Origin of the sequence: Scytonema millei VB511283, assembly GCF_000817735.3 — a bacterium.
Taxonomy (GTDB): Bacteria; Cyanobacteriota; Cyanobacteriia; order Cyanobacteriales; family Chroococcidiopsidaceae; genus Chroococcidiopsis; species Chroococcidiopsis millei_B.
The window spans coordinates 511,854-531,176 of the sequence record NZ_JTJC03000004.1; the positions used below are offsets into that span (position 1 = coordinate 511,854).

The 19,323-nt window shown below is 46.8% G+C and carries 25 protein-coding genes and 3 pseudogenes; 5 read left to right on the plus strand and 23 right to left on the minus strand.

Annotated elements, in window-relative coordinates:
• Positions 1–269 precede the first annotated feature (269 nt).
• Entirely contained in the window at positions 270–1,160 is an 891-nt protein-coding gene (locus tag QH73_RS17365; protein WP_039716948.1) for an SDH family Clp fold serine proteinase, read from the minus strand.
• A 124-nt stretch (positions 1,161–1,284) separates the two neighbouring features.
• Positions 1,285–1,764: a hypothetical protein gene (locus QH73_RS17370; RefSeq protein ID WP_039716947.1), complete on the minus strand. Its 480-nt coding sequence runs from the start codon at positions 1,762–1,764 to the stop codon at positions 1,285–1,287.
• Positions 1,765–1,960: 196 nt separating this feature from the next.
• On the opposite strand from QH73_RS17370, the gene QH73_RS29205 reads away from it, so the two are divergent.
• Positions 1,961–2,254, plus strand: coding sequence for a hypothetical protein (locus QH73_RS29205; protein WP_309476495.1), 294 nt, complete (start codon positions 1,961–1,963; stop codon positions 2,252–2,254).
• On the opposite strand, the gene pqqD is transcribed toward QH73_RS29205, so the two are convergent.
• The 9 genes from pqqD to QH73_RS17415 all read right to left on the minus strand — a co-directional run bounded on the left by pqqD (position 2,186) and on the right by QH73_RS17415 (position 6,948).
• Positions 2,186–2,455 carry a pyrroloquinoline quinone biosynthesis peptide chaperone PqqD gene (gene pqqD, locus QH73_RS17380; RefSeq protein ID WP_236147051.1) on the minus strand — a complete coding sequence of 90 codons (270 nt, stop codon included), beginning with the start codon at positions 2,453–2,455 and terminating at the stop codon, positions 2,186–2,188. The genes QH73_RS29205 and pqqD overlap by 69 nt on opposite strands.
• 59 nt (positions 2,456–2,514) lie before the next feature.
• The gene (gene pqqC, locus QH73_RS17385) at positions 2,515–3,234 is read right to left on the minus strand and encodes a pyrroloquinoline-quinone synthase PqqC (protein WP_309476496.1); all 720 of its coding nucleotides are present in this window, start codon (positions 3,232–3,234) and stop codon (positions 2,515–2,517) included.
• A gap of 14 nt (positions 3,235–3,248) precedes the next feature.
• Positions 3,249–4,163: a pyrroloquinoline quinone biosynthesis protein PqqB gene (gene pqqB / locus QH73_RS17390; RefSeq protein ID WP_039716944.1), complete on the minus strand. Its 915-nt coding sequence runs from the start codon at positions 4,161–4,163 to the stop codon at positions 3,249–3,251.
• Between the two features lie 78 nt (positions 4,164–4,241).
• Positions 4,242–4,436 carry a pyrroloquinoline quinone precursor peptide PqqA gene (gene pqqA / locus QH73_RS17395; protein ID WP_132867192.1) on the minus strand — a complete coding sequence of 65 codons (195 nt, stop codon included), beginning with the start codon at positions 4,434–4,436 and terminating at the stop codon, positions 4,242–4,244.
• Between the two features lie 250 nt (positions 4,437–4,686).
• Positions 4,687–4,818, minus strand: coding sequence for a hypothetical protein (locus tag QH73_RS28875; RefSeq protein WP_286194124.1), 132 nt, complete (start codon positions 4,816–4,818; stop codon positions 4,687–4,689).
• 155 nt (positions 4,819–4,973) lie between these two features.
• The gene (locus QH73_RS17400; protein ID WP_132867194.1) at positions 4,974–5,492 is read right to left on the minus strand and encodes a DUF1579 domain-containing protein; all 519 of its coding nucleotides are present in this window, start codon (positions 5,490–5,492) and stop codon (positions 4,974–4,976) included.
• 155 nt (positions 5,493–5,647) lie between these two features.
• Positions 5,648–6,100, minus strand: coding sequence for a VOC family protein (locus QH73_RS17405; protein WP_052290207.1), 453 nt, complete (start codon positions 6,098–6,100; stop codon positions 5,648–5,650).
• A gap of 105 nt (positions 6,101–6,205) precedes the next feature.
• Positions 6,206–6,526 carry a YciI family protein gene (locus QH73_RS17410; RefSeq protein ID WP_132867196.1) on the minus strand — a complete coding sequence of 107 codons (321 nt, stop codon included), beginning with the start codon at positions 6,524–6,526 and terminating at the stop codon, positions 6,206–6,208.
• Positions 6,527–6,591: 65 nt separating this feature from the next.
• The gene (locus tag QH73_RS17415; RefSeq protein ID WP_039717743.1) at positions 6,592–6,948 is read right to left on the minus strand and encodes a YciI family protein; all 357 of its coding nucleotides are present in this window, start codon (positions 6,946–6,948) and stop codon (positions 6,592–6,594) included.
• 183 nt (positions 6,949–7,131) lie between these two features.
• Here QH73_RS17415 and QH73_RS17420 point away from each other — a divergent pair, with 183 nt between their 5' ends.
• Positions 7,132–8,388: an RNA polymerase sigma factor gene (locus QH73_RS17420; protein WP_039716943.1), complete on the plus strand. Its 1,257-nt coding sequence runs from the start codon at positions 7,132–7,134 to the stop codon at positions 8,386–8,388.
• 123 nt (positions 8,389–8,511) lie between these two features.
• Here the strand turns inward: QH73_RS17420 and QH73_RS17425 are convergent, their stop codons facing one another.
• Entirely contained in the window at positions 8,512–8,940 is a 429-nt protein-coding gene (locus tag QH73_RS17425) for a GFA family protein (protein ID WP_039716942.1), read from the minus strand.
• Between the two features lie 476 nt (positions 8,941–9,416).
• On the opposite strand from QH73_RS17425, the gene QH73_RS17430 reads away from it, so the two are divergent.
• The 3 genes from QH73_RS17430 to QH73_RS17440 all read left to right on the plus strand — a co-directional run bounded on the left by QH73_RS17430 (position 9,417) and on the right by QH73_RS17440 (position 11,401).
• The gene (locus tag QH73_RS17430) at positions 9,417–10,301 is read left to right on the plus strand and encodes a helix-turn-helix transcriptional regulator (protein WP_309476497.1); all 885 of its coding nucleotides are present in this window, start codon (positions 9,417–9,419) and stop codon (positions 10,299–10,301) included.
• A 91-nt stretch (positions 10,302–10,392) separates the two neighbouring features.
• Positions 10,393–10,821 carry a nuclear transport factor 2 family protein gene (locus QH73_RS17435; RefSeq protein ID WP_039717741.1) on the plus strand — a complete coding sequence of 143 codons (429 nt, stop codon included), beginning with the start codon at positions 10,393–10,395 and terminating at the stop codon, positions 10,819–10,821.
• Positions 10,822–10,996: 175 nt separating this feature from the next.
• A complete protein-coding gene (locus QH73_RS17440) occupies positions 10,997–11,401 on the plus strand; it encodes a hypothetical protein (RefSeq protein ID WP_039716941.1) in 405 nt (134 codons plus the stop codon).
• Positions 11,402–11,454: 53 nt separating this feature from the next.
• Here QH73_RS17440 and QH73_RS17445 read toward each other — a convergent pair whose 3' ends face one another.
• From QH73_RS17445 to QH73_RS17495, 11 genes and pseudogenes are all read right to left on the minus strand, one after another.
• A complete protein-coding gene (locus tag QH73_RS17445; RefSeq protein WP_039716940.1) occupies positions 11,455–12,507 on the minus strand; it encodes an oxidoreductase in 1,053 nt (350 codons plus the stop codon).
• A gap of 347 nt (positions 12,508–12,854) precedes the next feature.
• A complete protein-coding gene (locus QH73_RS17450) occupies positions 12,855–12,998 on the minus strand; it encodes a hypothetical protein (RefSeq protein ID WP_165587723.1) in 144 nt (47 codons plus the stop codon).
• Positions 12,999–13,195: 197 nt separating this feature from the next.
• Positions 13,196–15,958: a cation-transporting P-type ATPase gene (locus QH73_RS17455; protein WP_132867198.1), complete on the minus strand. Its 2,763-nt coding sequence runs from the start codon at positions 15,956–15,958 to the stop codon at positions 13,196–13,198.
• An 808-nt stretch (positions 15,959–16,766) separates the two neighbouring features.
• Positions 16,767–16,898 (minus strand): annotated as a pseudogene (locus QH73_RS17460) (DUF2254 family protein); the annotation flags it as partial.
• A gap of 48 nt (positions 16,899–16,946) precedes the next feature.
• A pseudogene (gene hisI / locus QH73_RS17465) lies at positions 16,947–17,282 on the minus strand (phosphoribosyl-AMP cyclohydrolase); the annotation flags it as partial.
• A gap of 5 nt (positions 17,283–17,287) precedes the next feature.
• Complete coding sequence (locus QH73_RS17470; RefSeq protein ID WP_236147052.1) at positions 17,288–17,836, minus strand: CobW family GTP-binding protein; 549 nt, start codon at positions 17,834–17,836, stop codon at positions 17,288–17,290.
• Positions 17,814–17,969 carry an NAD(P)-binding domain-containing protein gene (locus tag QH73_RS28340; RefSeq protein WP_236147053.1) on the minus strand — a complete coding sequence of 52 codons (156 nt, stop codon included), beginning with the start codon at positions 17,967–17,969 and terminating at the stop codon, positions 17,814–17,816. Before QH73_RS28340 ends, QH73_RS17470 begins: the two co-directional genes overlap by 23 nt.
• 9 nt (positions 17,970–17,978) lie before the next feature.
• Positions 17,979–18,122 (minus strand): NAD(P)-binding domain-containing protein, encoded by a 144-nt coding sequence (locus QH73_RS27850; RefSeq protein WP_201278190.1) that lies wholly within the window; start codon positions 18,120–18,122, stop codon positions 17,979–17,981.
• 122 nt (positions 18,123–18,244) lie between these two features.
• On the minus strand, positions 18,245–18,502 hold the full coding sequence (locus tag QH73_RS17485) for a hypothetical protein (protein ID WP_039717740.1): 258 nt from the start codon (positions 18,500–18,502) through the stop codon (positions 18,245–18,247).
• A 31-nt stretch (positions 18,503–18,533) separates the two neighbouring features.
• Entirely contained in the window at positions 18,534–18,809 is a 276-nt protein-coding gene (locus QH73_RS17490) for a hypothetical protein (protein WP_039716936.1), read from the minus strand.
• A 149-nt stretch (positions 18,810–18,958) separates the two neighbouring features.
• A pseudogene (locus QH73_RS17495) lies at positions 18,959–19,225 on the minus strand (porphobilinogen synthase); the annotation flags it as partial.
• Between the last annotated feature and the right edge of the window lie 98 nt (positions 19,226–19,323).

A 19,323-nucleotide genomic window follows, 5' to 3' on the forward strand; every position in this document is an offset into this window, starting at 1 on the left:
AATCGACAAATCCAAGCTAGTTGATAAAATCTATATGCTTCATCAACTCCATCAAAAAAATACTGAAATATCAGAACAAGCTCCTAAAAAATATGATTCTCAAGTTAGGAGAATTCACGATAGAGATGAAGACGATTTCAGGAAAGCTGCGTAACAAAAGCTCACAACCATAAGTTAGCAGCAGGGGAAGAAAAACCCTGCTTTTTATTTTCAGTTTTGTTTTGCTAGATGCTTCTATAGAGACGTTACACGTAACGTCTCTACAAAAATTATGGTTCCATCGGATCTGGTAACGGTCTACCCTTGGGTTCGGGTAATCTCGGACGGCGATCGCCATATGGCATCGGGATATACTGGACGCTGGGACGACCTCCTTGCGGTTGAGGATACAATTCCATCAAGTCGTAAATATTTCTCGGCAACCCGACTGTAATTGGTAATCCCAGTTCTGTCGCTTCTTCTACCGTGATCGGATAGTCGTGAGTTACCTGTCCTGTCGTCAGCGCATCGACAATCTTTTCAATATTTTCCGGTAAAATTTTCTGCTTGGGGGTTTCGTCTTTTAACAACGTGCGGACAAAGCGCTGAACCTGAGCGATCGCTTTACGCGACAAGTCCGCCATAATTAGGGTTTGATCCTCCACCTCGCTAATCGGTTTATCTTCCACCACTTTGAGAATACTTGCAGCGGGGAAGTTGCCTAACTGCGGATCGACTGGTCCCAACACAGCGTTAGCATCCATCACAATTTCATCAGATGCCAGGGCTAGCATCGTGCCACCACTCATGGCATAGTGGGGTACAAACACCGTGACTTTAGCTGGATGGCGAATTAAGGCTCTAGCAATTTGCTCTGTTGCTAAGACTAAACCCCCAGGAGTATGCAGAATTAAATCGATGGGGACATTAGGTGGAGTGAGGCGAATTGCTCTAAGTACCTGTTCTGAGTCTTCAATCGTGATGTAACGAGATAGGGGAATTCCCAACAAACTGATCGACTCTTGACGGTGAATCAGCAGGATCGTACGGCTGTTGCGATTGCGTTCAAAATCTTGAATGGTTTTGACGCGGCGAAATTCCATCTGACGACGCTGCCATATTGGTTGCAGCGAAGAAAAGAAGAGGAAAACCCAGAATAGGTCAAAAAAACTAAAGCTCATAGTGATTATGACTTTTAAATTAGAGTTAACCCCTCTATTGTTTCAATTTCTCACAAATTGCAAGTCTATCTTAGGAACTATGGTGTTGTGTCAGAGCGCACAGTTGTGCGCTCTGACATATCCTTTAATAGCCGCCGCGATCGCGTTTGAGGTCGTAGATTACCTTTTCCATGTACCAATCAACTGACTGGTGGGGGTTTTTCCTTTGAGCTTGCGATAAAAGGCGGTTGGCTGTTTCTCTTTCGTCATGCAACAAACTCATTAATCTCTTCTGAAGATGACGGCTACCTTGCTCGACGCGAATGGAACCACCTACAGCAACAGGACGCGATTTTGCTGGAGATTTGAAGTGTCCGTTGTTTTTAGCGGCTAAGGCGATCGCCGCAGCGCCGCCTGCCAAGCCTGCTAAAGCTAGCATCAGGTTAGGATCTATTCCTTCTTCGTTCCTGGGGTTCGATCGGTATATTTGTGCCGTCAAAAATTCGCGGTGACTTTGCTCAACTTCTCTGGTAACGGTTTGAGCGGCAATAGGCAAACTGCTGCTACTAATCTGAGCGCCAAGAATAGCAGCGATCGCAGCACTCAAATGCAACAACTTTAACATTGGATTAGTTCAACTTCCGAACTCTTTAGATGTTTCTATTCTGAGGCATAAATATGACAAGAATGTGTCAAGACAACCCGTATAAATATGACGATAGAATTACAACCAATCGCGATATCATCGTTGTTATACAGGCAATCTAGCAGTAGAGATTGTTGACTGACTTGAAGAGATTCGTTAGTTTAAATCTTTCCTGTTGCGATTAATATTGACTTTTAAAGCCAGTAATAAAATCGAGCAATTGCAAAACCAGTATCCCGACCTGAAAAATTTCAGCGCCCAACAATTACGCTCCGAACTGCTAGCAACGGAGGCGAATACATATGCAGAATTTGTCAAAATCGGACGATTGAACAAAGAACTGTTGCCATTTCTTCCAGAAGTGTTGCAAGCTGGAGATGGGCATAGCGATTCAGTACAATTAATCGCGCTCGACCAACAGTCCCCGCTTGCCGATCCGAATCAGCAAGCGGCGCACGTCATCTTCTAGTGTCTCGCCTCGATATTGTGTTTTTAACCGTTGCGCGATCGCCCCAACGGTGTGTTTACCATCGCACAGTGCTAATACAGCCGCCGCCGTAGAATTTAATATCAACGCACCTTCTGGCATCAGCAGTAAATGCTGCTGTCTCAACTCGTCCCACTGCAAGCGTACACCTTGGGCTAAATGCGGTCGCGAGTGGTTTTTCATGTTACTCATATTGGAAGGAGTCGAGAGTCGGAAGTCGCAGATTAATTACAAATTACGAATTACGAATTATTTCTTGTATCGCCTCTGGCGATCGCTTCTAACTGGCTCCAGAGTAGATCGCACTTGAACGCTAAAGCTTGAACTGCTCGTTCTTGAGATTCGCGGTTGCGACAATACTTCAAGACTAAATCTAAAGCATATCGGGCATCTCGCGGTGCTTGCTCTAGTCGCTTCCTAAAGTAATCGAATCCTGCCGGATCGATCCAGGGATAATGTTGTTCTAGGGCAACCAAGCGGACTCGGATTGCATCTGGTCCAAATAATTCTGTCAGTGAGGCAGCAACAGCCTCAATCCAAGGTCGAGTGCGACAAAAATTGACGTAAGCATCGACAGCAAATCGTACTCCTGGGATTACGTGTTGCTCGTCTAACAACTCTTGGGGGGACAAGCCAACTGCTTCACCTAATTTTAGCCATGCTTCAATTCCGCCTTCGCCCTCACTGCGTCCGTCATGGTCGATGATGCGATCGAGCCATTGCCGTCGCACTGCTAAAATTGGACAGTTGGATAGGATAGCAGCATCTTTGAGGGGAATGCTTTTTTGATAGTAAAATCTGTTTGCCACCCAACGCCGCACTTCTTCTGGTGTTAAGTCTCCATGATTCATGCGAACGTGGAAGGGGTGTAAGTGATGGTAACGTTGGTGCTGCGATCGCAACGCTGCCTCTAGTTCCGCCTCACTCCAAGCCTTGTGTTCTGAGTGCATCAGTTCCAGCACGGTTGTTTCACCTCCTACAACTGGATTGTCAAACCATCGTAACCAACTTCAATTCCTGCTGCTTCAACAATTTGGCGTTCCTGGGAATTAGGAATCAGAATCGGGTTGGTATTGTTAATATGAACGAGAATTTTGCGAGGGTGTTGCAGTTGGGCGAGATGCTGGATACTGCCTTGGCTTCCCGAAAGGGGTAGGTGTCCCATTTGTCGTGCTGTGCGTTGGGCAATTCCCAAATTTACCAATTCCTCATCCTGCCAACAAGTCCCATCTACCAGAATGCAATCGCTGGACTCCAAGCGGTCTAGAATTTTTTCATCCACTTGAGCTAAACCTGGAGCGTATGTAACAACTTTGCCACTGGTAGAATCGCGAAACGTCAAGCCGACAACCCAAACTTCATCTGCTACGACCTTGTGACGCATATATTTTGGCGGTTTGGCAGCAAGGGGAAATGCTTCTACTTCCAATCCATTTGCTCCACCTTTTCCCAAATTTATCGGTCTACCAGGTTCGAGTAACGACCATTCCACACCGCAATAGCCTTCTAATGTGGAGAGTAGTGGAAAACCTTCTGTCAACGCTCGGCGGACTGTATCCGTACCATAGAGCCGCAACGGTTGAGCCGATTCTCGCAACAAGATTAGTCCTGTAGTGTGGTCGATTTCGGCATCACTTAGCACGATCCCCGCGATCGGGCTGGAACGGATAGACGCTGGTTTCCCCTCCCGCAATAACTCAAGTTGTTGTCGCACGTCTGGGGAAGCATTGACCAAAAACCAAGGTCGGTCATTTGCCCGTACTGCAATGGAGGATTGATTCAGCCAGCATACACCTGTTGTAGAAGTTCGCGCGGCTTGACAACCAGGGCAGTTACAGTTCCATTGCGGCAATCCTCCACCTGCGGCAGTACCGAGAATTTTTATCTGCATAGCTTTTGGAGCAGTTGGGGCAAACAGTTGTCAGTTATTAGCAACTTACGACTTACGGCTTCTTACCCTAGCCCCCGATCATTGCCATTGGTAAATATATGTTGTGACTTCCATACATAGGTCAAGTTCGTCATAGTCTGGTTGCTCCCAATCCGTTAGGGGCTTGCCGATGGGTGGATGGTAAGAACTTTCTCCAGGTGTACCTTGGGGGGCTTTAGAACTGTTGCTTTGCTCGTCTGGTGTAGAGCGATCTGTTTTGTCCCAAACCATCATGGTTCTCCTTATGCGATCGTGTCATTAACCTAACTTTTGCTCGGGTCTTTCAGGGTGCGTTCTCTCTATCTGTTTACGTAGGCGTTGAGTCATCGAGCGGCGATCGCTCTCTACCCTAGTAACGATACTAGCAATTGTCAATTACATATTATCTATTACTAGCCGCTCAAGGGGTGTCATTTTTCAGTCACAATTGGCGGTCGCGCTAATCAACATACTTTAGTAGCAGGGGTCGCAGTACTTACTGATTTTAATTTTGAATGTGCAACCAAATTGTCAGAATTCGCAATGGTACGATCGCGTCCTTATAGCAATTCTCGATTGCGTAGATGACGTTGGTAGGGGCGCACAGCTGTGCGCCCCTACCAATCATATATTTCACCCAATTGAAAACCGCTATTAGTCAAAAACGCTCCTCTCTACCCGCGATGGAAATGTTGCCCTATTTATTTACGATTCAGTCCAACCAGTCAGCTACGTCCTAGAGTTACCAGCAGGCAGTCCTAATAGACTTGGTATACAACCAGGTAGAAAATGCTATTGTTTGCGCCAATAGTTTACGGTCATGAAGTGATGCCATTGCCCGTCATCACTCAATACATGCGAGGTCATGACTCGGCGATCGTCACTCTCGAACTCGATCGCGTCCTTGTACTTTGCCATCTTCCCCTCGCCAATCATAGCAGGTCCCTCAGAATCGAGCGTCAACATCTTTTCAGCCGCGTCCAATTCGCCACTGTCGTACACCCACAGATGTGTCATCATCGACCCGATCCACGTCCCCACGTACCGCTGTTTCTGCGGGTCGTAGCCAAGCGTCATCATCGTTGTTGCCTCACCGCAGCCAGGCATCTCGCCCTGTGCTTCGGCTAGAATCCACAGTCCGCCCAGCGATCGCACCCTCTCAGTTCCCGTCGATTTTTCGGCAGGTCGATCCGCTCCCATCTTGACCTCAATCTCATACGTCCACTCACCAATGAGTTTTTGCAGCCACTGATGTTCCTTTTGTGGTGTGGTATTCATGGTTGAGTTCTGTTGTGTTTTGGTTGTCTCCATTGTTTTAGCTCCTGTTGATGAATTCTGAGGGAATGCGATCGCGCGAAACGATGGAAATTCACAGCCTGTAATAGTACATAAGTTCTATTATCCTCGCTCTGCCGTTCGACAAGCTCTTTGCTTAAGAAAGAGACAAGAAGCAGGTTGAAGCTAGCTTAGAGGTGGCGCGTCTCGACTGGCGGGGACTGAAGGTTATTGTTAGTTGCCTGCTCGCAGTTAACCATCCACGGCGTGCCGAACCGATCGACCAACATGCCAAAGCGGGCAGACCAAAAGGTTTGTTCCAGTGGCATCTTCACCTTGCCATTTTCTGCCAGAGCGTGAAAAATACGTTCTGCCTCGGCTGGTTCGGCAACGCTAATCTGCACGTAGAAGCCTTGGGGTGTTTCAAAATACCCAGACGGACTATCAGACCCCATGAGGAGGCGATCGCCGACTTCGAGGCAAGCGTGCATGATTTTGTCATGCCATTCAGGGGAGACATGCTCTGCTGAGGGTGCTTCCTTGTGAGTCATCATCATGGTAATCTTGCCGCCGAGGCATTGCTCGTAGAACTTAAAAGCTGCTTCGCAATTGCCGTTGAACATGAAATAGGAATTGATTTTCATGGTGTACTCCTCCGTTTGATGAACTGTCGTTACTTTTCTGGGCGGGTTGAGAGCGATCGCTTTGCAGCGTTCAATTGCGATTCCAAACCTGCCCCGACAAAATTTCTATGGGTTGAGGGTGAAGACTGCTTGAGAAGTCTCTGGATGAAATGGCAGCGAGATGTGTTCGTGTAAAATCTGCCAGTAGCCACCCAGCACCTCTTTCACATCTGGGGAAATCCCTTGAGTCACTTTTGGATTTCCGCCATTGAATGTCACCCGCGCACCCATTGAGGGTGGGTGAAGTCCGTCAAGTGTAAGCAGTACGCCAGCAGATGCAAGCGATTCGTTGTACTTCATCATTGCTTCAACCGCTTTGGCATCAGGGGTAGTTCCTGGAGCCGCACTCTCGTAGCCTTTGGGAATCATGAGTAACATAAATCGCATCGAAGTATCTCCTTGGATTTTAAGTTTGTGGGGTCAAAGTACTGAACGGCTGAAACTAGCAAACACTAATTCTCTGGCAAGCCCGCAACTTCAATTACAGGGCGAATTTCCACAGTGCCGACTTGCGCTGCTGGAATCCGAGCGGCGATCGCGATCGCGTCATCGAGATCTTGGGCATGAATCAGGAAAAATCCTCCCAACTGTTCGCGGGTTTCGGCGAAGGGTCCATCGGTTATCAGCGGCTTACTGTCGCGGACTCGGACGCTGGTGGCTGTCGCGACAGGGTGGAGTGGAGCGGTGGCGAGATACTGCCCGTTCGAGTTGAGTTGTTGCGCCAGTTGCGCCGATTCTGCATAACATTGCTCTCGCTCGGTTTCGCTCAGGGCATCTTCTTTGAGATAAATCAGCAGCACGTATTTCATTCCATTGCCTCCGGTTTTCCCGTTATAAATAAGTCGAACGGCGATCGCGCAAATCGACACCTAGCGCAAAAATTTTTTATCATCAGATCCGAATCGCGATCTCCCTGCGTTTTGACCGTTATAAGTAAGTCGAACGGCGATCGCGCAAATCGACACCTAGCGCAAAATTTTTTTGGATCGGATATGACTCCAAACGCAAAGTCAGCAGATGTAGCTCAAGCGATCGCCTCCGTCTATCGGGCTGAGTGGGGGCAGATCGTCGCTACATTGATCCGGCTGATAGGGGACTTCGACATAGCTGAAGAAGCAGCGCAAGAGGCTTTTGCGGCTGCCGTGAATCAGTGGCACTCTAGCGGTATTCCCGCTCTCCCCCGTGCGTGGATAATTAAAACAGCTCGGTACAAAGCGATCGATCGTCTCCGCCGCCGAACGCGACTGTCCGAGAAACTAGAATGGTACGCGGCATCTGGGTTGATTCCAAGTAGTGAGGAGCCAACCTACGACAGTGATGAAATTCCAGACGATCGGCTTCGCCTCATCTTCACCTGCTGCCACCCCGCACTGGCGATCGAAGCTCAAGTCGCTCTGACGCTGCGAATGTTGGGTGGACTGGAAACAGACGAAATTGCCCGTGCGTTTCTCGTACCCACAGCAACGATGGCACAACGGCTCGTGCGTGCCAAGCGCAAAATTCGGGATGCAGGGATTCCCTATAAAGTGCCAGAGATCGGCGATCTATCCCCAAGGGTAGATGCGGTGCTGACGACGATTTATCTGATTTTTAACGAAGGCTATGCGGCGACCAAAGGCGAGGCAATGGTAAGGGCTGACCTCTGCGCGGAAGCGATTCGGCTGGGGCAATTGGTACGGAAGTTGATGTTACCGCAACCGCCTTCAGAAGTCACGGCACTGGTGGCGCTGATGTTGCTGCACGACTCGCGGCGCGATGCTCGGTTGGACGAAGCAGGCGATCTAGTGCTGCTCGAAGATCAGAACCGTCAACGCTGGGATCGACAACAGATTACAGAAGCATTGCCATTGGTGGAAGAGGCGTTGCGCGGCGGCACGGGTGTTTTTGCATTGCAAGCGGCGATCGCGGCACTCCACTGTCAAGCGGCGCGAGCCGAAGAAACAGACTGGGCGCAGATCGTGCAACTCTACGAGCTGCTGGAACGCTTGCAACCTTCACCGATCGTGTCGCTGAATCGGGCAGTGGCGATCGCGATGGTAGATGGAGCTTCAGCGGCGCTCGGACTGGTCGATGCGCTTGCCACCCAACTCGACGGCTATCACCTGTTCCACGCCACCCGTGCCGATCTGCTGCGACGTGTGGGAGCCTTAGAGTCAGCCGCACACAGCTACACGCGGGCGCTAACACTGGTCGCCAATGATAGCGAGCGCCGATTTTTGGAGCGTCGGCTACGCGAAGTGCAGCTCTAATAGTTTGAAGTTAGCAATTGCTCGCCGCGCATACGTGTTGGCTACAACGGATCTAAAACTTGTCATTCACTACTCACGAGCGATCGCGTGGATTCATTGCAGCTTTTTGAACCAAAGTTATGACTAGGATGATGGAGGTGCAAACTGTGCAAATAACTCTGCCCCTGTTATATTCTTAGTTTCATTGGCAAAAGAGTAATAAGCTGGTTTTTCGTCGATAAAAACTTGATGCTCGAACACAAGACCTTCATCATTATCAAAAATCCCCGCTGGTATGTAGTATTGGTTATTCTGTTTCAATCTATAAAATAAATGGCTACCGCACTGTTTACAAAACCCACGTTCCGCCCATTCTGAAGATTGATAAATCCCAATATTTTCTTCACCCTGAAAGCTGACATCGCTGCCACACTCAACTGCTAACAAAGCTCCTCCACCCCATTTACGACACATACTGCAATGACACGCTGCTATGTGACGATCGATGCTAGTTGCGGAAAGACTTACTGCTGTGCATAAACAGCTACCTTTTGCAACACTTAAATTAGACATCTTCTGCTCTCCTGCAATTATTTATTTACCCTACATAACGCTCGTGTTCGGCGGCAACACCGTCGTAAATGTAATATTACCCACTCGATCAACTCTTTTCAGACAAAAGCGCGATCGCATGATGAAATTATTCAGTGACCTTTGGCGCAAGTAGTTTCAGCTTCTGCATACTGCCAGCGACTACTTCAAGAAGATCGGGAATCGATCAGAGCTAATTCATAATTGGCTGAAGCAAGGTCAAGAGCGATAACTTCATTAAGCAACCCGCTCGTTAGGGATAGCTGAATAAACATTACTGCTGGATGTTTAACAATTGCGCGTGGAATATTGTTGGTAACAAAAGTTCGCTCGGATAGTGCTGAATCTGAGGCAGCTTGCTACCACTCACCGAGAAGTAGGAATTACAAAATGTTGCATTTTATCAAAGTGCTAAGCCTTAATTATTTACAATCCAGACAGTTGGCATCAAGGTAATTGTGAGCGATCCGACTCCCAGCAATCTACCTCTAATTCTTCCCCTTTCGCCGCTTCTGTCTAGTGACGGCGCTAACTGGAAAAATATTCAATTTGCTTATTTTCGACAACCACCCTGCGATCTTCCAGAACGTGTATCGTCTCAGCACGTCATTTGTCTGAATATCGGCAAGCCCGTGCAGTTAGAGCAAGCAGTTGATGAACGGCATGAGAAGGTAGAATCGGGATTTGGAGATGTGAAAATTTACCCAGCCTACCTCAGCCAACAGTTTCACTGGGACAAAGAAGCTGAGTTTTTCAATTTGTTGTTATCACCGTCATTTCTAGCTACTGTTGGTTATGAGGTGTTTGGGAGCGATCGCCTCGAACTAATTCCACATCTAGCTACACTGTTCGATCCATTAGTCGTGCAGATTGGTTTTGCACTGAAAACATCCTTAGAAATTGATGGGAAAAATAGCCATCTTTATGCCGACTCGCTAGCCCATGCACTTGTGGTTCATCTTCTCTCTAGATATTCCACCAACTCACGTCAAATCAAAGCTGTTACGGGTAGTTTGACTCAACAGCAATGGCAACAAGTTATCGATTATATTGAAGCAAACTTAGAGAAAAACATGAGCTTAACTCAGTTAGCAGAAATTGTGCGATTGAGTCCGTATCATTTTGCTCATTTGTTCAAAAAGTTAACTCATACTTCACCTCATCAATATTTAATTCGGTGTCGAATTGAACGAGCCAAACAACTGATAGTTATGGGCAATTTATCGCTGGCGGCGATCGCTCAAACTGTTGGGTTTGCCAGTCAAGGACATTTTACCTACCATTTCAAACGCCTTGTCGGAGTTACGCCCAAAGTTTTTTGGCAGCAAGCGCAAGAACTTTGAAAACAATCGCAAGAACTTTGAAGAGAAGCACTCAAGAATAGTTGGATACTGAATGCGTCAGCCGATAACTTCTGACGAGAAAGGAGAATTTATGTCACAACAGAATGTAGAGAATGTTCGCCGTCTTTTCCAGGCTGTTGAAGAACGTGACATTGCTGGAGTTTTAGCAGCTTACGCTCCTGAGATTGTCATCCGCGATGCAGAGTCATTACCTTATGGTGGCATACATCACGGTCTTGAAGGTGCAAAACAACACGTTGAAGGTGCTGCTCAAACTTGGAATCATCTTCAACCGCCAGCCGAGAGGAAAATGGATGCAGTCTTTTTAGATGTAGAAGATTACATTATTGTCCTTTGGCGGTTGAAAGGACTGGCAGCCAGTAGCGGCAGAAAACTCGATTTGCCAGTAGTCAGCGTCTATAAAATGCGTGATGGTAAGATTCTCGAATCACAAATGTTTTACTCAGATACAGTTCCGATTCAGCAATTCCTAGAGAGTCTTGAGGCTGGGCGTTTTTGACTGCCGTTGGCAAGCAGATTGCCCTTATCCCAGGCTTTCTCTGCCCTATTGACACAAAATTAGAGTCAGCTAGGAATGTAGGCGAAACTGTTTGGGTTTGGACCCATCAAGCTGAGTGATGCCGTGAAGCATTTATCATAGTTGAACAATTACCAAATCCTCAAGCAGGATCGATATGGTTAAACATACACAAGCTCATATGTCCCGCAAGCTGAATAAAAATCAGCCTTTGGCGCTCAAAGAAAGAACAAAATCGCAGATGGAATACTACATGGGTGCGAAGTTGCTTGAAATTGGTGTGAATCCGAAATCAGCTATTTGCCGTTGGTCGCTGGAATTGCAGGGAGGTGAAGAAGTCTGGACTTATAGTGCCTTCTGGGGTGAGTCTAAAGAACAGTTACTTTTAGGGCAGCAGCCGCTTCAAGGAGCTGCGTTGCTCAATTGTGCCAGAGCTAACACTTCTCAAGAATTAGCCGCAGTTGCCCAACTGTGCGGCTATGGCAAAGATTTTGACAGTTTTCAGGAGGCGTTAAAGCAGGCACAGCAGGCAACAGGGGAAATTGAATCTGGAGCAAGCTAGAGGATTATAGATAATTCGTCTCGCCCAAAGTGATAAAAAAATAAGGTATTCACTCACAAAGAGAAGGGAACTGTGCATTTTTCTTTGTTACTTTGCATTGCCAATTCGATAATGCGAATTGTATTTCTTGCTTCTTCAGGCTTAACGCTTAGCTCTGCCCGATCGCCAATCGTATCAGCTATATTCTGATAGTAAGCTTGATAGCAACCTGCAAGCGTTTCAATTTGCCCCTCCACTTGTAGCCCGCTAATTTGTGTCCTCAAAGTCCCCCACTTCTCTCTAGGCTCTTCTCCCCAGTTTGGCTCGGCGGGTGTGAGTCCTTGCTTCAAAGCTTCTTCTTGCGGATCGTAGCCATATTTAATAAAAGAACCTTCCGTACCATGTAAAATGAAACGCGAACACTGCTCCTTGACTAGCATACTCGCCTTCAAAGTCACCTTCAAATTGTCGTAATGCAGTATTAGCTCAAAATTATCGTCTGCCTTGCCAAAATCTCTTTGAATTCTGATGTCCGACGCGATCGCTTGTGGTAAGCCAAATAGAACCTGCGCTTGGTCTATCAAGTGCGAGCCGAGGTCGAACAAAACTCCACTCCCGTTCCCTTCATCTTCCCTCCAGGCATTCGGCTTCACGTAATTTCTGAAGCGATCGTAATGGGATTCATATTCGACTAAACGTCCTAAAAGCTGACTATCTAACAACCGCTTCACTGTGAGAAAATCACCATCCCACCTCCGGTTGTGATGAACGCTAACGATCTTGTTTTGCTGACGCGCCAAATCGATCAATTGCTGTGCTTGGTTCGAGTTAACAGTAAAAGGCTTTTCCACTACGACGTGTTTATTTGCTAGTAAAGACTGGCGTGCTAGCTCGAAATGAGAGATATTTGGAGTCGTAATCACGACCAAAGCTATTTCTGCATCATGCAAGAGTGTCGTGGTATCGCGCACGACTTCCACCCCAGGATAATCTTGACTAGATTGATTCCCATGTCGTTCGACCACCTTTTTCAGTTGAAGATGGGGAATTGACTGAATAATTGGCGCGTGAAACACGCGAGCTGCCATGCCATAACCAACCAGTCCCACGCCAAGTTGCTCTACCATTTTTTCTCCAGCATGACTCGATCCTATGGTTAATAGTAAAGCTACAAGAGTAGAGATTTTTAGTCTATGGGAAATCCGTTTTGTTCTTTTCCACAATGACATGAACCTAGTACCAGCATGGCGATGTCCTGAGCTAACTCGATCGACGAGCGGGTAGATTTTCTGGAATCTGGCGTGAAGTTCGTGAAGCTATCTACATAACAACAGCTCAATTCTAAATTTAAATCTCTATGTTTAAGCTGGGGTGCAATTCTAAACTGCGCCCCTTATTATTTGCGAAGCGCGAAGCACAAACTTGGAGTGTCTGCTGTTTTCGCGTTTCGGTGCTAGTATATTTCCTACTATGGTTATGGGTGGAGTGTATGGACGCGATCGCAACGCTGACGCAACGCTGACGCAACGCTGACGCAACGTTGACGCAATTGCTTGCCCTTTTCTTTCGGAATCTTGAACCCTAGCTGCTTCAACCAAGAGCAAGAGCTGTATCGCATTTGCTTTCTAGTTGCATAGCTGCTACTTCAATGGGATTTCTATGGTGTGCTTGCTGCTTTTGGGTGCGATATTGCTCAAGCGGGTAAACTATCTGAAGATCGCCCAACCCCCACGCCTCTCGGGAGCAAGAGTTCTACCCGTTGTTAGGGAGGCTAGCAGGGATCTCAACTTTAACCAAGAAGTCTTGGGTTTCGACCTACTCAGGACGATCGATCCAGTTAACCAAAATAGCCAATGGAATCATCGGTAAAGCAGGCAACAAACAAATTAACCACTGATTTAAATTCAATGGTGCGGTCGCAAATAAGTTATTCATCACGCTCCATTGACTGAAAACAATCTGCAACACAACTGCGGCAAGAATACCCAGCGCGATCGCCTTTGTCCCACCAATTGAAACTCTTCTACCACGGATTCTCAGCGCGATCGCTTTCCCTAAATGGCTGATACTCAACAAATACACGATTCTAGCTGCAACCAAAGCTTGAATTGCCATCGTTCGCGCCAAGGTGACATCTCCCGTATTTTGACGTACCGCCTCGAAAAAACCAAAAATCAGAATCCAGTTAAAGGCAGAAATTGCCAGAATCCTCTGTAACAGTTTTCCTGAGATTAACGGTTCTCTTGGGTTACGCGGCGGTTGTTGCATTACCCCCTCAGACTTGGGTTCAAATGCAAGCGGTACTGTCATCGCCACTGAGTTGACCATATTTAACCACAAAACTTGTAAAGACAGAATTGGTAGATCTCTGGCGAGTAAAGCACTAATTAAAATTGTCATCGACTCGCCACCATTGACGGGTAAGATAAACGCGATCGCCTTGCGTAAATTTTGATATACCGTCCGTCCTTCCTCTACTGCGGCTTCAATCGAAGCAAAGTTATCATCCGTCAGCAGCATATCGGCGGCTTCCCTGGCAACATCCGTTCCCGCACCACCCATCGCTACGCCAATATCAGCTTGTCTGAGAGCTGGGGCATCATTCACCCCGTCCCCTGTCATCGCCACAATTTCGCCTTTGGATTGTAATGCTTCTACCAACCGCAATTTTTGGGCTGGGGCGACTCTGGCAAAAACTACACCGTCTTCTACCGCTTGCGCTAATTGGCGATCGTCCATTTGGGCGAGTTGCTGCCCTTCAAATGCCTCCACCTTGCCATCTTTTTGCAAACCCATCCGTTCGGCGATCGCCCTAGCTGTGGTAATGTGGTCGCCAGTAATCATCTTCACGCCAATTCCCGCCGATTGACAGTTACGCACTGCGGCGATCGCTTCAGCGCGTGGCGGATCGATCATTCCCTGCAAGCCGATAAAAACCAGATCGGATTCGATCTCATTATGGTCTACAGAGGTCTGGTTATCCCCAACTGCTTTTTTGGCAAAAGCCAACACTCGCAATCCCTGCTTTGCCATTAACTCAACCTGCTGTTCGACTTCGGCGCGGTTAAGAGAAATCGGATTGCCATTTTTATCCAGCATTTGCCGCGTGCGACTCAAAATCGCCTCCACCGAACCTTTAACATAAATAACTTTAGATTCTTCTCCACTCCTGTACGGGCGGGTTCCTAAACCCGCCCTTACTGACTCCCGACTCCCGACTTCATGCAACGTCGCCATGTACTGAAACTGCGATTCAAAGGGAATTACATCCAGTCGGGGAATGGACTCTACTAATTCGGACTGACTTATCCCTGCTTTCTTGGCAACTGCAATCAAAGCTCCTTCTGTCGGATCTCCTACTACTACCCAGCGATCGTTCTTTTCTTCCAACCGCGAGTCATTGCAAAGCAGCCCAGCAATCAAACACTCCCGCAGAGCTACAGGTAGCCTCTCCCCCAGCTCTCTTATCTCCCCTTCTGGACTGTAACCCGTACCGCTAACAGTAAAGCGATCGCCTCCGGCATAAATCGCTTGCACTGTCATTTGGTTTTCTGTCAGCGTCCCCGTTTTATCAGAGCAAATGACTGTCGCGCCGCCTAAAGTCTCTACCGCAGGTAATTTGCGGATAATGGCGTGGCGGCGTGCCATGCGGTTGACTCCAATTGCCAACGTCACCGTCACCACTGCTGGCAGTCCTTCAGGAATGGCACTGACTGCCAAGGCGACAGCGGCTTCAAACATTCCTGCAAATGTCTGCCCTTGACCCAAACCTACCGCTAATGTGAGTGCTGCCAGACCTAAAATGACGTAGAGTAACGTGCGGCTAAATTTGTCAAACTTACGAGTTAGAGGTGTACTCAGGTTAGTCCGTTGCTCGATGGTTTGGGAAATGCGCCCTACCTCCGTATTGCCTGCTGTGGCTACAACAATACCGCTTCCCTGTCCGAAGGTAACAAAGCTACCTGCATACGCCATGTTAAGCCGTTCTGCTAAGGGAGCATCAAGCTGAAGTGGAGCGGTTGACTTTTCCACTGGGACAGATTCGCCAGTGAGAGCTGATTCGTCTACTTGCAAGTTCCGGCTATTTACCAAGCGCAGATCGGCTGGCACTTTATCGCCAGAAGTCAGCATGACGATATCGCCAGGTACGATCTCTTTTGAGGGAATGCGGATCTTTTGCCCGTCGCGCAATACAGTTGCTTCTGTGGTGACGGCTTGTGCTAAAGCGGCGATCGCGCCTTCTGCTTTTGATTCTTGTACGAAACCGATAATAGCGTTAATTACCGTTACACCCCAAATCACGATCGCATTTGTCCAAGAACCCAAAAAGGCTTTGATTATCCCTGCAATTAGCAGGATATAAAGTAAAGGCTGATTGAATTGCAGCAAAAATCGCCACCATGCAGGTTTACCTGGCTTCGCCTTGAGTTCGTTCTCTCCATATTGGTTCAACCTTTGCTTAACTTCTGCTGCTGTTAAACCCCTTTCGGGATTGGCATTAAGTAAGTTAGCTACTTCCTTAGCTGAAAGTCCGTGGTATTGACGCTCTAATTGGCTACCTGTTGCAGTGGTTGTCATGGTTTGTGTCTACGGCACTAATTAAAATGATTTCAAGGCTCGTACTCGCTCTATTCAACTTTGTTAATAGTTCAACGACGGGCAATCGAATTGCAGCTAACTCTATAAGTTTTCAAGTAGCTATGTTGGTAGTTTATAAGTAGCTAATAGAGTATTTCATAAACATCTGCATCTCTCATTCTGGGCTTTTGAATAGGCTTGATAAACTCACATTACTTAATTAAATCTAATAAAATTGCTTCCATATCTAGCTATTCAATATCTTCATTTGAGTAATTAAAAACACATAGATTGAACAGATCGCACTTGCACTCAGGCTTTCATAACGGTGTAGTTTGCGCCTAATATGACATTATGTACTTCTAGTTTTATAGGTAAATGTGATGAGAAAATGACAAAAGAGTACTAGTTTGATTTGACTCGATTCTGGGTCAACAAACAACTGCTTTTGGTAAGGAACAAACATTCAGAGGCTGAGACAAGATCTTCAAGAATTCTGCTTTCATTTTTGACTGTGCTAGAAGCTATTCCACACTACAAAAAGCAGCTTTTAAATTATTTAAGCGTAGCTAATCGCTCGTTTCTGAAAATTCACTTATTAAGGTGGAGACACAGCCGTGCAAACAGTTCTGCTGCTTTTCATCTCTTGCACCCGCTTTAGCTCGATGATTAACTTTGTAATGCAATTAAACGTCAAGGTGAAATTGCATCACCTAATCCCTGTGTGAGTTGAATTTTTAAGTTCAACAGCGCACGTCGCGATCGAACTACCCCTAGCCTAACACTTTTCAGTGTCCGTACTCGCGATCGACAACGAGTCAATACACTCAATTGCAGTCGTTGGATCGTCGCTCCTAGGAGAAATGGCACGTAGGGCAATATCAACTAATTGATTCACGGGAAACTCGACATCCTGTTGTTCGGTGCGACTATCTGCTAAAGCAGAACGGAGAGGATTTTAGCCAGGGTCAATAGACACGAGGTTGAAAAAGCAACTCCTAGCTCCCGTGTGGCAGGCAACGTTACCTACCTGCTCGACCTTGATGAGAATTGTATCGCGATCGCAGTCGTAAAGAAACTGTTTAACTTTCTGAACGTTTCCAGAAGTTGCCCCTTTGTGCCAAAGTTCTGCACGGGAGCGGCTCCAGTAGTGAGCTTCACCCGTTTCTAAGGTACGCAGGATCGATTCCCGATTCATCCATGCCATCATCAAGACAGTACCATCGCGCTCGTCTTGGGCGATCGCCGCAATCAAACCCCGAGCGTTAAACTTTAGTCCTTCAATCCAAAGCAGATTTTCGTTTGTCAGCGTATTTGAGTTCATTGACGTTACCGAGTTAAACAGTTATTTAACATCTGTTGTAGAAACAAGGGATTGAGCTTGCGTCCAATGAATACTATTTGATTTTTGGGGGATGTCTCCCACTCGCTATCGTTAATGGTGAAGCGTTTACCGCTCAGTTGAAATAGATGGCGTTTGGGACTTTCGACAAACCACAGAATCCCTTTGGCGCGAAATACATTTTCTGGTAGATGGACATCGAGAAACTGTTGAAATTTTTTCAAGGTAAAGGGGCGATCGCTTTGAAAGGACGTTGACATGAACCCATCACCATTGAGGCGTGAGGCAGGGAGATCGGAGGCGGCTAGTGCTTGGGAGGAAAATCCGGCTTCGGCAAGATTGACATCTAAAATTAATGGCAGGGGAACTTTTCCATATTCAGAGCGTAAAATTCTGGTTCCTTCCTTAATATCGCGGATTTGATTTTCAATTGCATCCACAGTTGTCTGGGACACTAAATCCGTTTTATTCAAAAGAATTATATCGCCATAAGCAATTTGACTCAGAGCGGCTTCACTGGCGTAATGCTCTTTCAACGTAAAGTTTTCCACATCCACAACGGTGACGATCGAGTCCAAATGCTATAGCTGAGGAAGTATCCCAAACAACCGCATTGAGATCCAATAAACCAAAACCGTGACTGGGAAAAGAAGGGGTGATAAAGCGCATTTCTGCGAGTCAGGGGCTAAATGTTGCCCCCATCCGCTCGCGCTCTAATATGGCAAAATTCTCGATTCCCAAGTCGCGTAATACTACGCCACAACCGACACCAGCCGCACCTGCGCCTACAATAAGTACATCCAGGTTTCTAATCGTTTTCATAATCGATCGAGTAAATACCAGCCTCCCCGCTGACCCATATATTCTCGTTGATGGGGAGAATACAAGCAAGATTTACAGACAAATAAAGCGTGTTTAGTCATAGAAAATTGACTCGATTTATACTACTTCTGCTCAATAGCGCTAGCAATATCTGTGAATCCTATTTCGGCAATCGATTTATGAATTTTGTAGGTTTTCGTAGGAGCAGTCATTACCGCGATCGCTGTTTCCAATGGTGGACAACCGGGTTCGGTGCAGCGTAATTGAATAATAGAAATAGGAGTATCTGGATCGAGTTGCAATAGCTCGTAAATCCAAGTTTTGATTTGTTGAACTTTCTCTGGTTCTGCTTTAGCGTTAGATTTGGAGAATAAATTCATCGGTTCCAAAAATGCGAAACTCAATTAATAATCAACTTGCAATCTGCGATCGCCTCGCTATAAACAGCCGCCGCATTTGCGCTTCAATCGCGGGTAGGTCGCCTGGCGTAAAGGGTTGAGCGCGATCGAAGTCATAATAAAAGCCTGTTTCTGTCGTGGGACCAATGGTAACTTTTGTCTCTGGAAATAGCTGCTGAACTGCCATTGCCAACAGATGAGCGCAAGTGTGACGAATCCGCACCAGTTGTCGCTCGTCGCTTTGGTTCAATGGGTGACTGGACTGAGATCGAATTAAAGATCCAACCATGACTTATAGTTTGATAATCATTATCATTGTATTCAACAAAAATACAGAGGATACGAGTCAGCGAGGATGTTAATTTTTGTCAAGGTAGCTAGAGGAGATGGCTCGCGATCGCGCAAATCCATAAGAAATTACTAACGCAACTCAAATAGCTATCGCAACATCAGCGCCACTTCTTTAGCGAAATAGGTCAAAATTAAGTCAGCACCAGCTCGTTTCATACTGGTAAGGGTTTCTAGAATAATTTTTTTCTCGTCGATCCAACCCATTTGAGCCGCTGCTTTGATCGTGGCGTACTCGCCGCTAACGTTGTAAGCTGCAACTGGCAAATTTGTAGCGTTGCGAACTTGGTAGATGATGTCGAGGTAAGCTAGAGCGGGTTTCACCATGACAATATCTGCTCCCTGGGCAATATCTAGGGGCATTGTTGCATGAATAGGAAGAGATTGGTACATTGATTCTATCTGTGGCATTCCTTTGATTATGAAGACAAAAGCCAAATCCAACTATAGGGTGC

What these genes read in the sequence shown, in the direction of transcription:
- QH73_RS17410 (WP_132867196.1), bottom strand. Translation starts at nt 6,526, where the DNA reads ATGCGATTTATGTTACTCATGATTCCCAAAGGCTACGAGAGTGCGGCT.
- QH73_RS28340 (WP_236147053.1), bottom strand. Translation starts at nt 17,969, where the DNA reads ATGCGCTTTATCACCCCTTCTTTTCCCAGTCACGGTTTTGGTTTATTG.
- pqqB (WP_039716944.1), bottom strand. Translation starts at nt 4,163, where the DNA reads ATGCAGATAAAAATTCTCGGTACTGCCGCAGGTGGAGGATTGCCGCAA.
- QH73_RS17450 (WP_165587723.1), bottom strand. Translation starts at nt 12,998, where the DNA reads ATGCGATACAGCTCTTGCTCTTGGTTGAAGCAGCTAGGGTTCAAGATT.
- QH73_RS17370 (WP_039716947.1), bottom strand. Translation starts at nt 1,764, where the DNA reads ATGTTAAAGTTGTTGCATTTGAGTGCTGCGATCGCTGCTATTCTTGGC.
- QH73_RS17425 (WP_039716942.1), bottom strand. Translation starts at nt 8,940, where the DNA reads ATGTCTAATTTAAGTGTTGCAAAAGGTAGCTGTTTATGCACAGCAGTA.
- QH73_RS27850 (WP_201278190.1), bottom strand. Translation starts at nt 18,122, where the DNA reads ATGAAAACGATTAGAAACCTGGATGTACTTATTGTAGGCGCAGGTGCG.
- pqqD (WP_236147051.1), bottom strand. Translation starts at nt 2,455, where the DNA reads ATGAAAAACCACTCGCGACCGCATTTAGCCCAAGGTGTACGCTTGCAG.
- QH73_RS17485 (WP_039717740.1), bottom strand. Translation starts at nt 18,502, where the DNA reads ATGAATTTATTCTCCAAATCTAACGCTAAAGCAGAACCAGAGAAAGTT.
- QH73_RS17490 (WP_039716936.1), bottom strand. Translation starts at nt 18,809, where the DNA reads ATGGTTGGATCTTTAATTCGATCTCAGTCCAGTCACCCATTGAACCAA.
- QH73_RS17455 (WP_132867198.1), bottom strand. Translation starts at nt 15,958, where the DNA reads ATGACAACCACTGCAACAGGTAGCCAATTAGAGCGTCAATACCACGGA.
- QH73_RS17440 (WP_039716941.1), top strand. Translation starts at nt 10,997, where the DNA reads ATGGTTAAACATACACAAGCTCATATGTCCCGCAAGCTGAATAAAAAT.
- QH73_RS17445 (WP_039716940.1), bottom strand. Translation starts at nt 12,507, where the DNA reads ATGGTAGAGCAACTTGGCGTGGGACTGGTTGGTTATGGCATGGCAGCT.
- QH73_RS17420 (WP_039716943.1), top strand. Translation starts at nt 7,132, where the DNA reads ATGACTCCAAACGCAAAGTCAGCAGATGTAGCTCAAGCGATCGCCTCC.
- QH73_RS17405 (WP_052290207.1), bottom strand. Translation starts at nt 6,100, where the DNA reads ATGAAAATCAATTCCTATTTCATGTTCAACGGCAATTGCGAAGCAGCT.
- pqqA (WP_132867192.1), bottom strand. Translation starts at nt 4,436, where the DNA reads ATGATGGTTTGGGACAAAACAGATCGCTCTACACCAGACGAGCAAAGC.
- QH73_RS17435 (WP_039717741.1), top strand. Translation starts at nt 10,393, where the DNA reads ATGTCACAACAGAATGTAGAGAATGTTCGCCGTCTTTTCCAGGCTGTT.
- QH73_RS17415 (WP_039717743.1), bottom strand. Translation starts at nt 6,948, where the DNA reads ATGAAATACGTGCTGCTGATTTATCTCAAAGAAGATGCCCTGAGCGAA.
- QH73_RS17400 (WP_132867194.1), bottom strand. Translation starts at nt 5,492, where the DNA reads ATGGAGACAACCAAAACACAACAGAACTCAACCATGAATACCACACCA.
- QH73_RS17365 (WP_039716948.1), bottom strand. Translation starts at nt 1,160, where the DNA reads ATGAGCTTTAGTTTTTTTGACCTATTCTGGGTTTTCCTCTTCTTTTCT.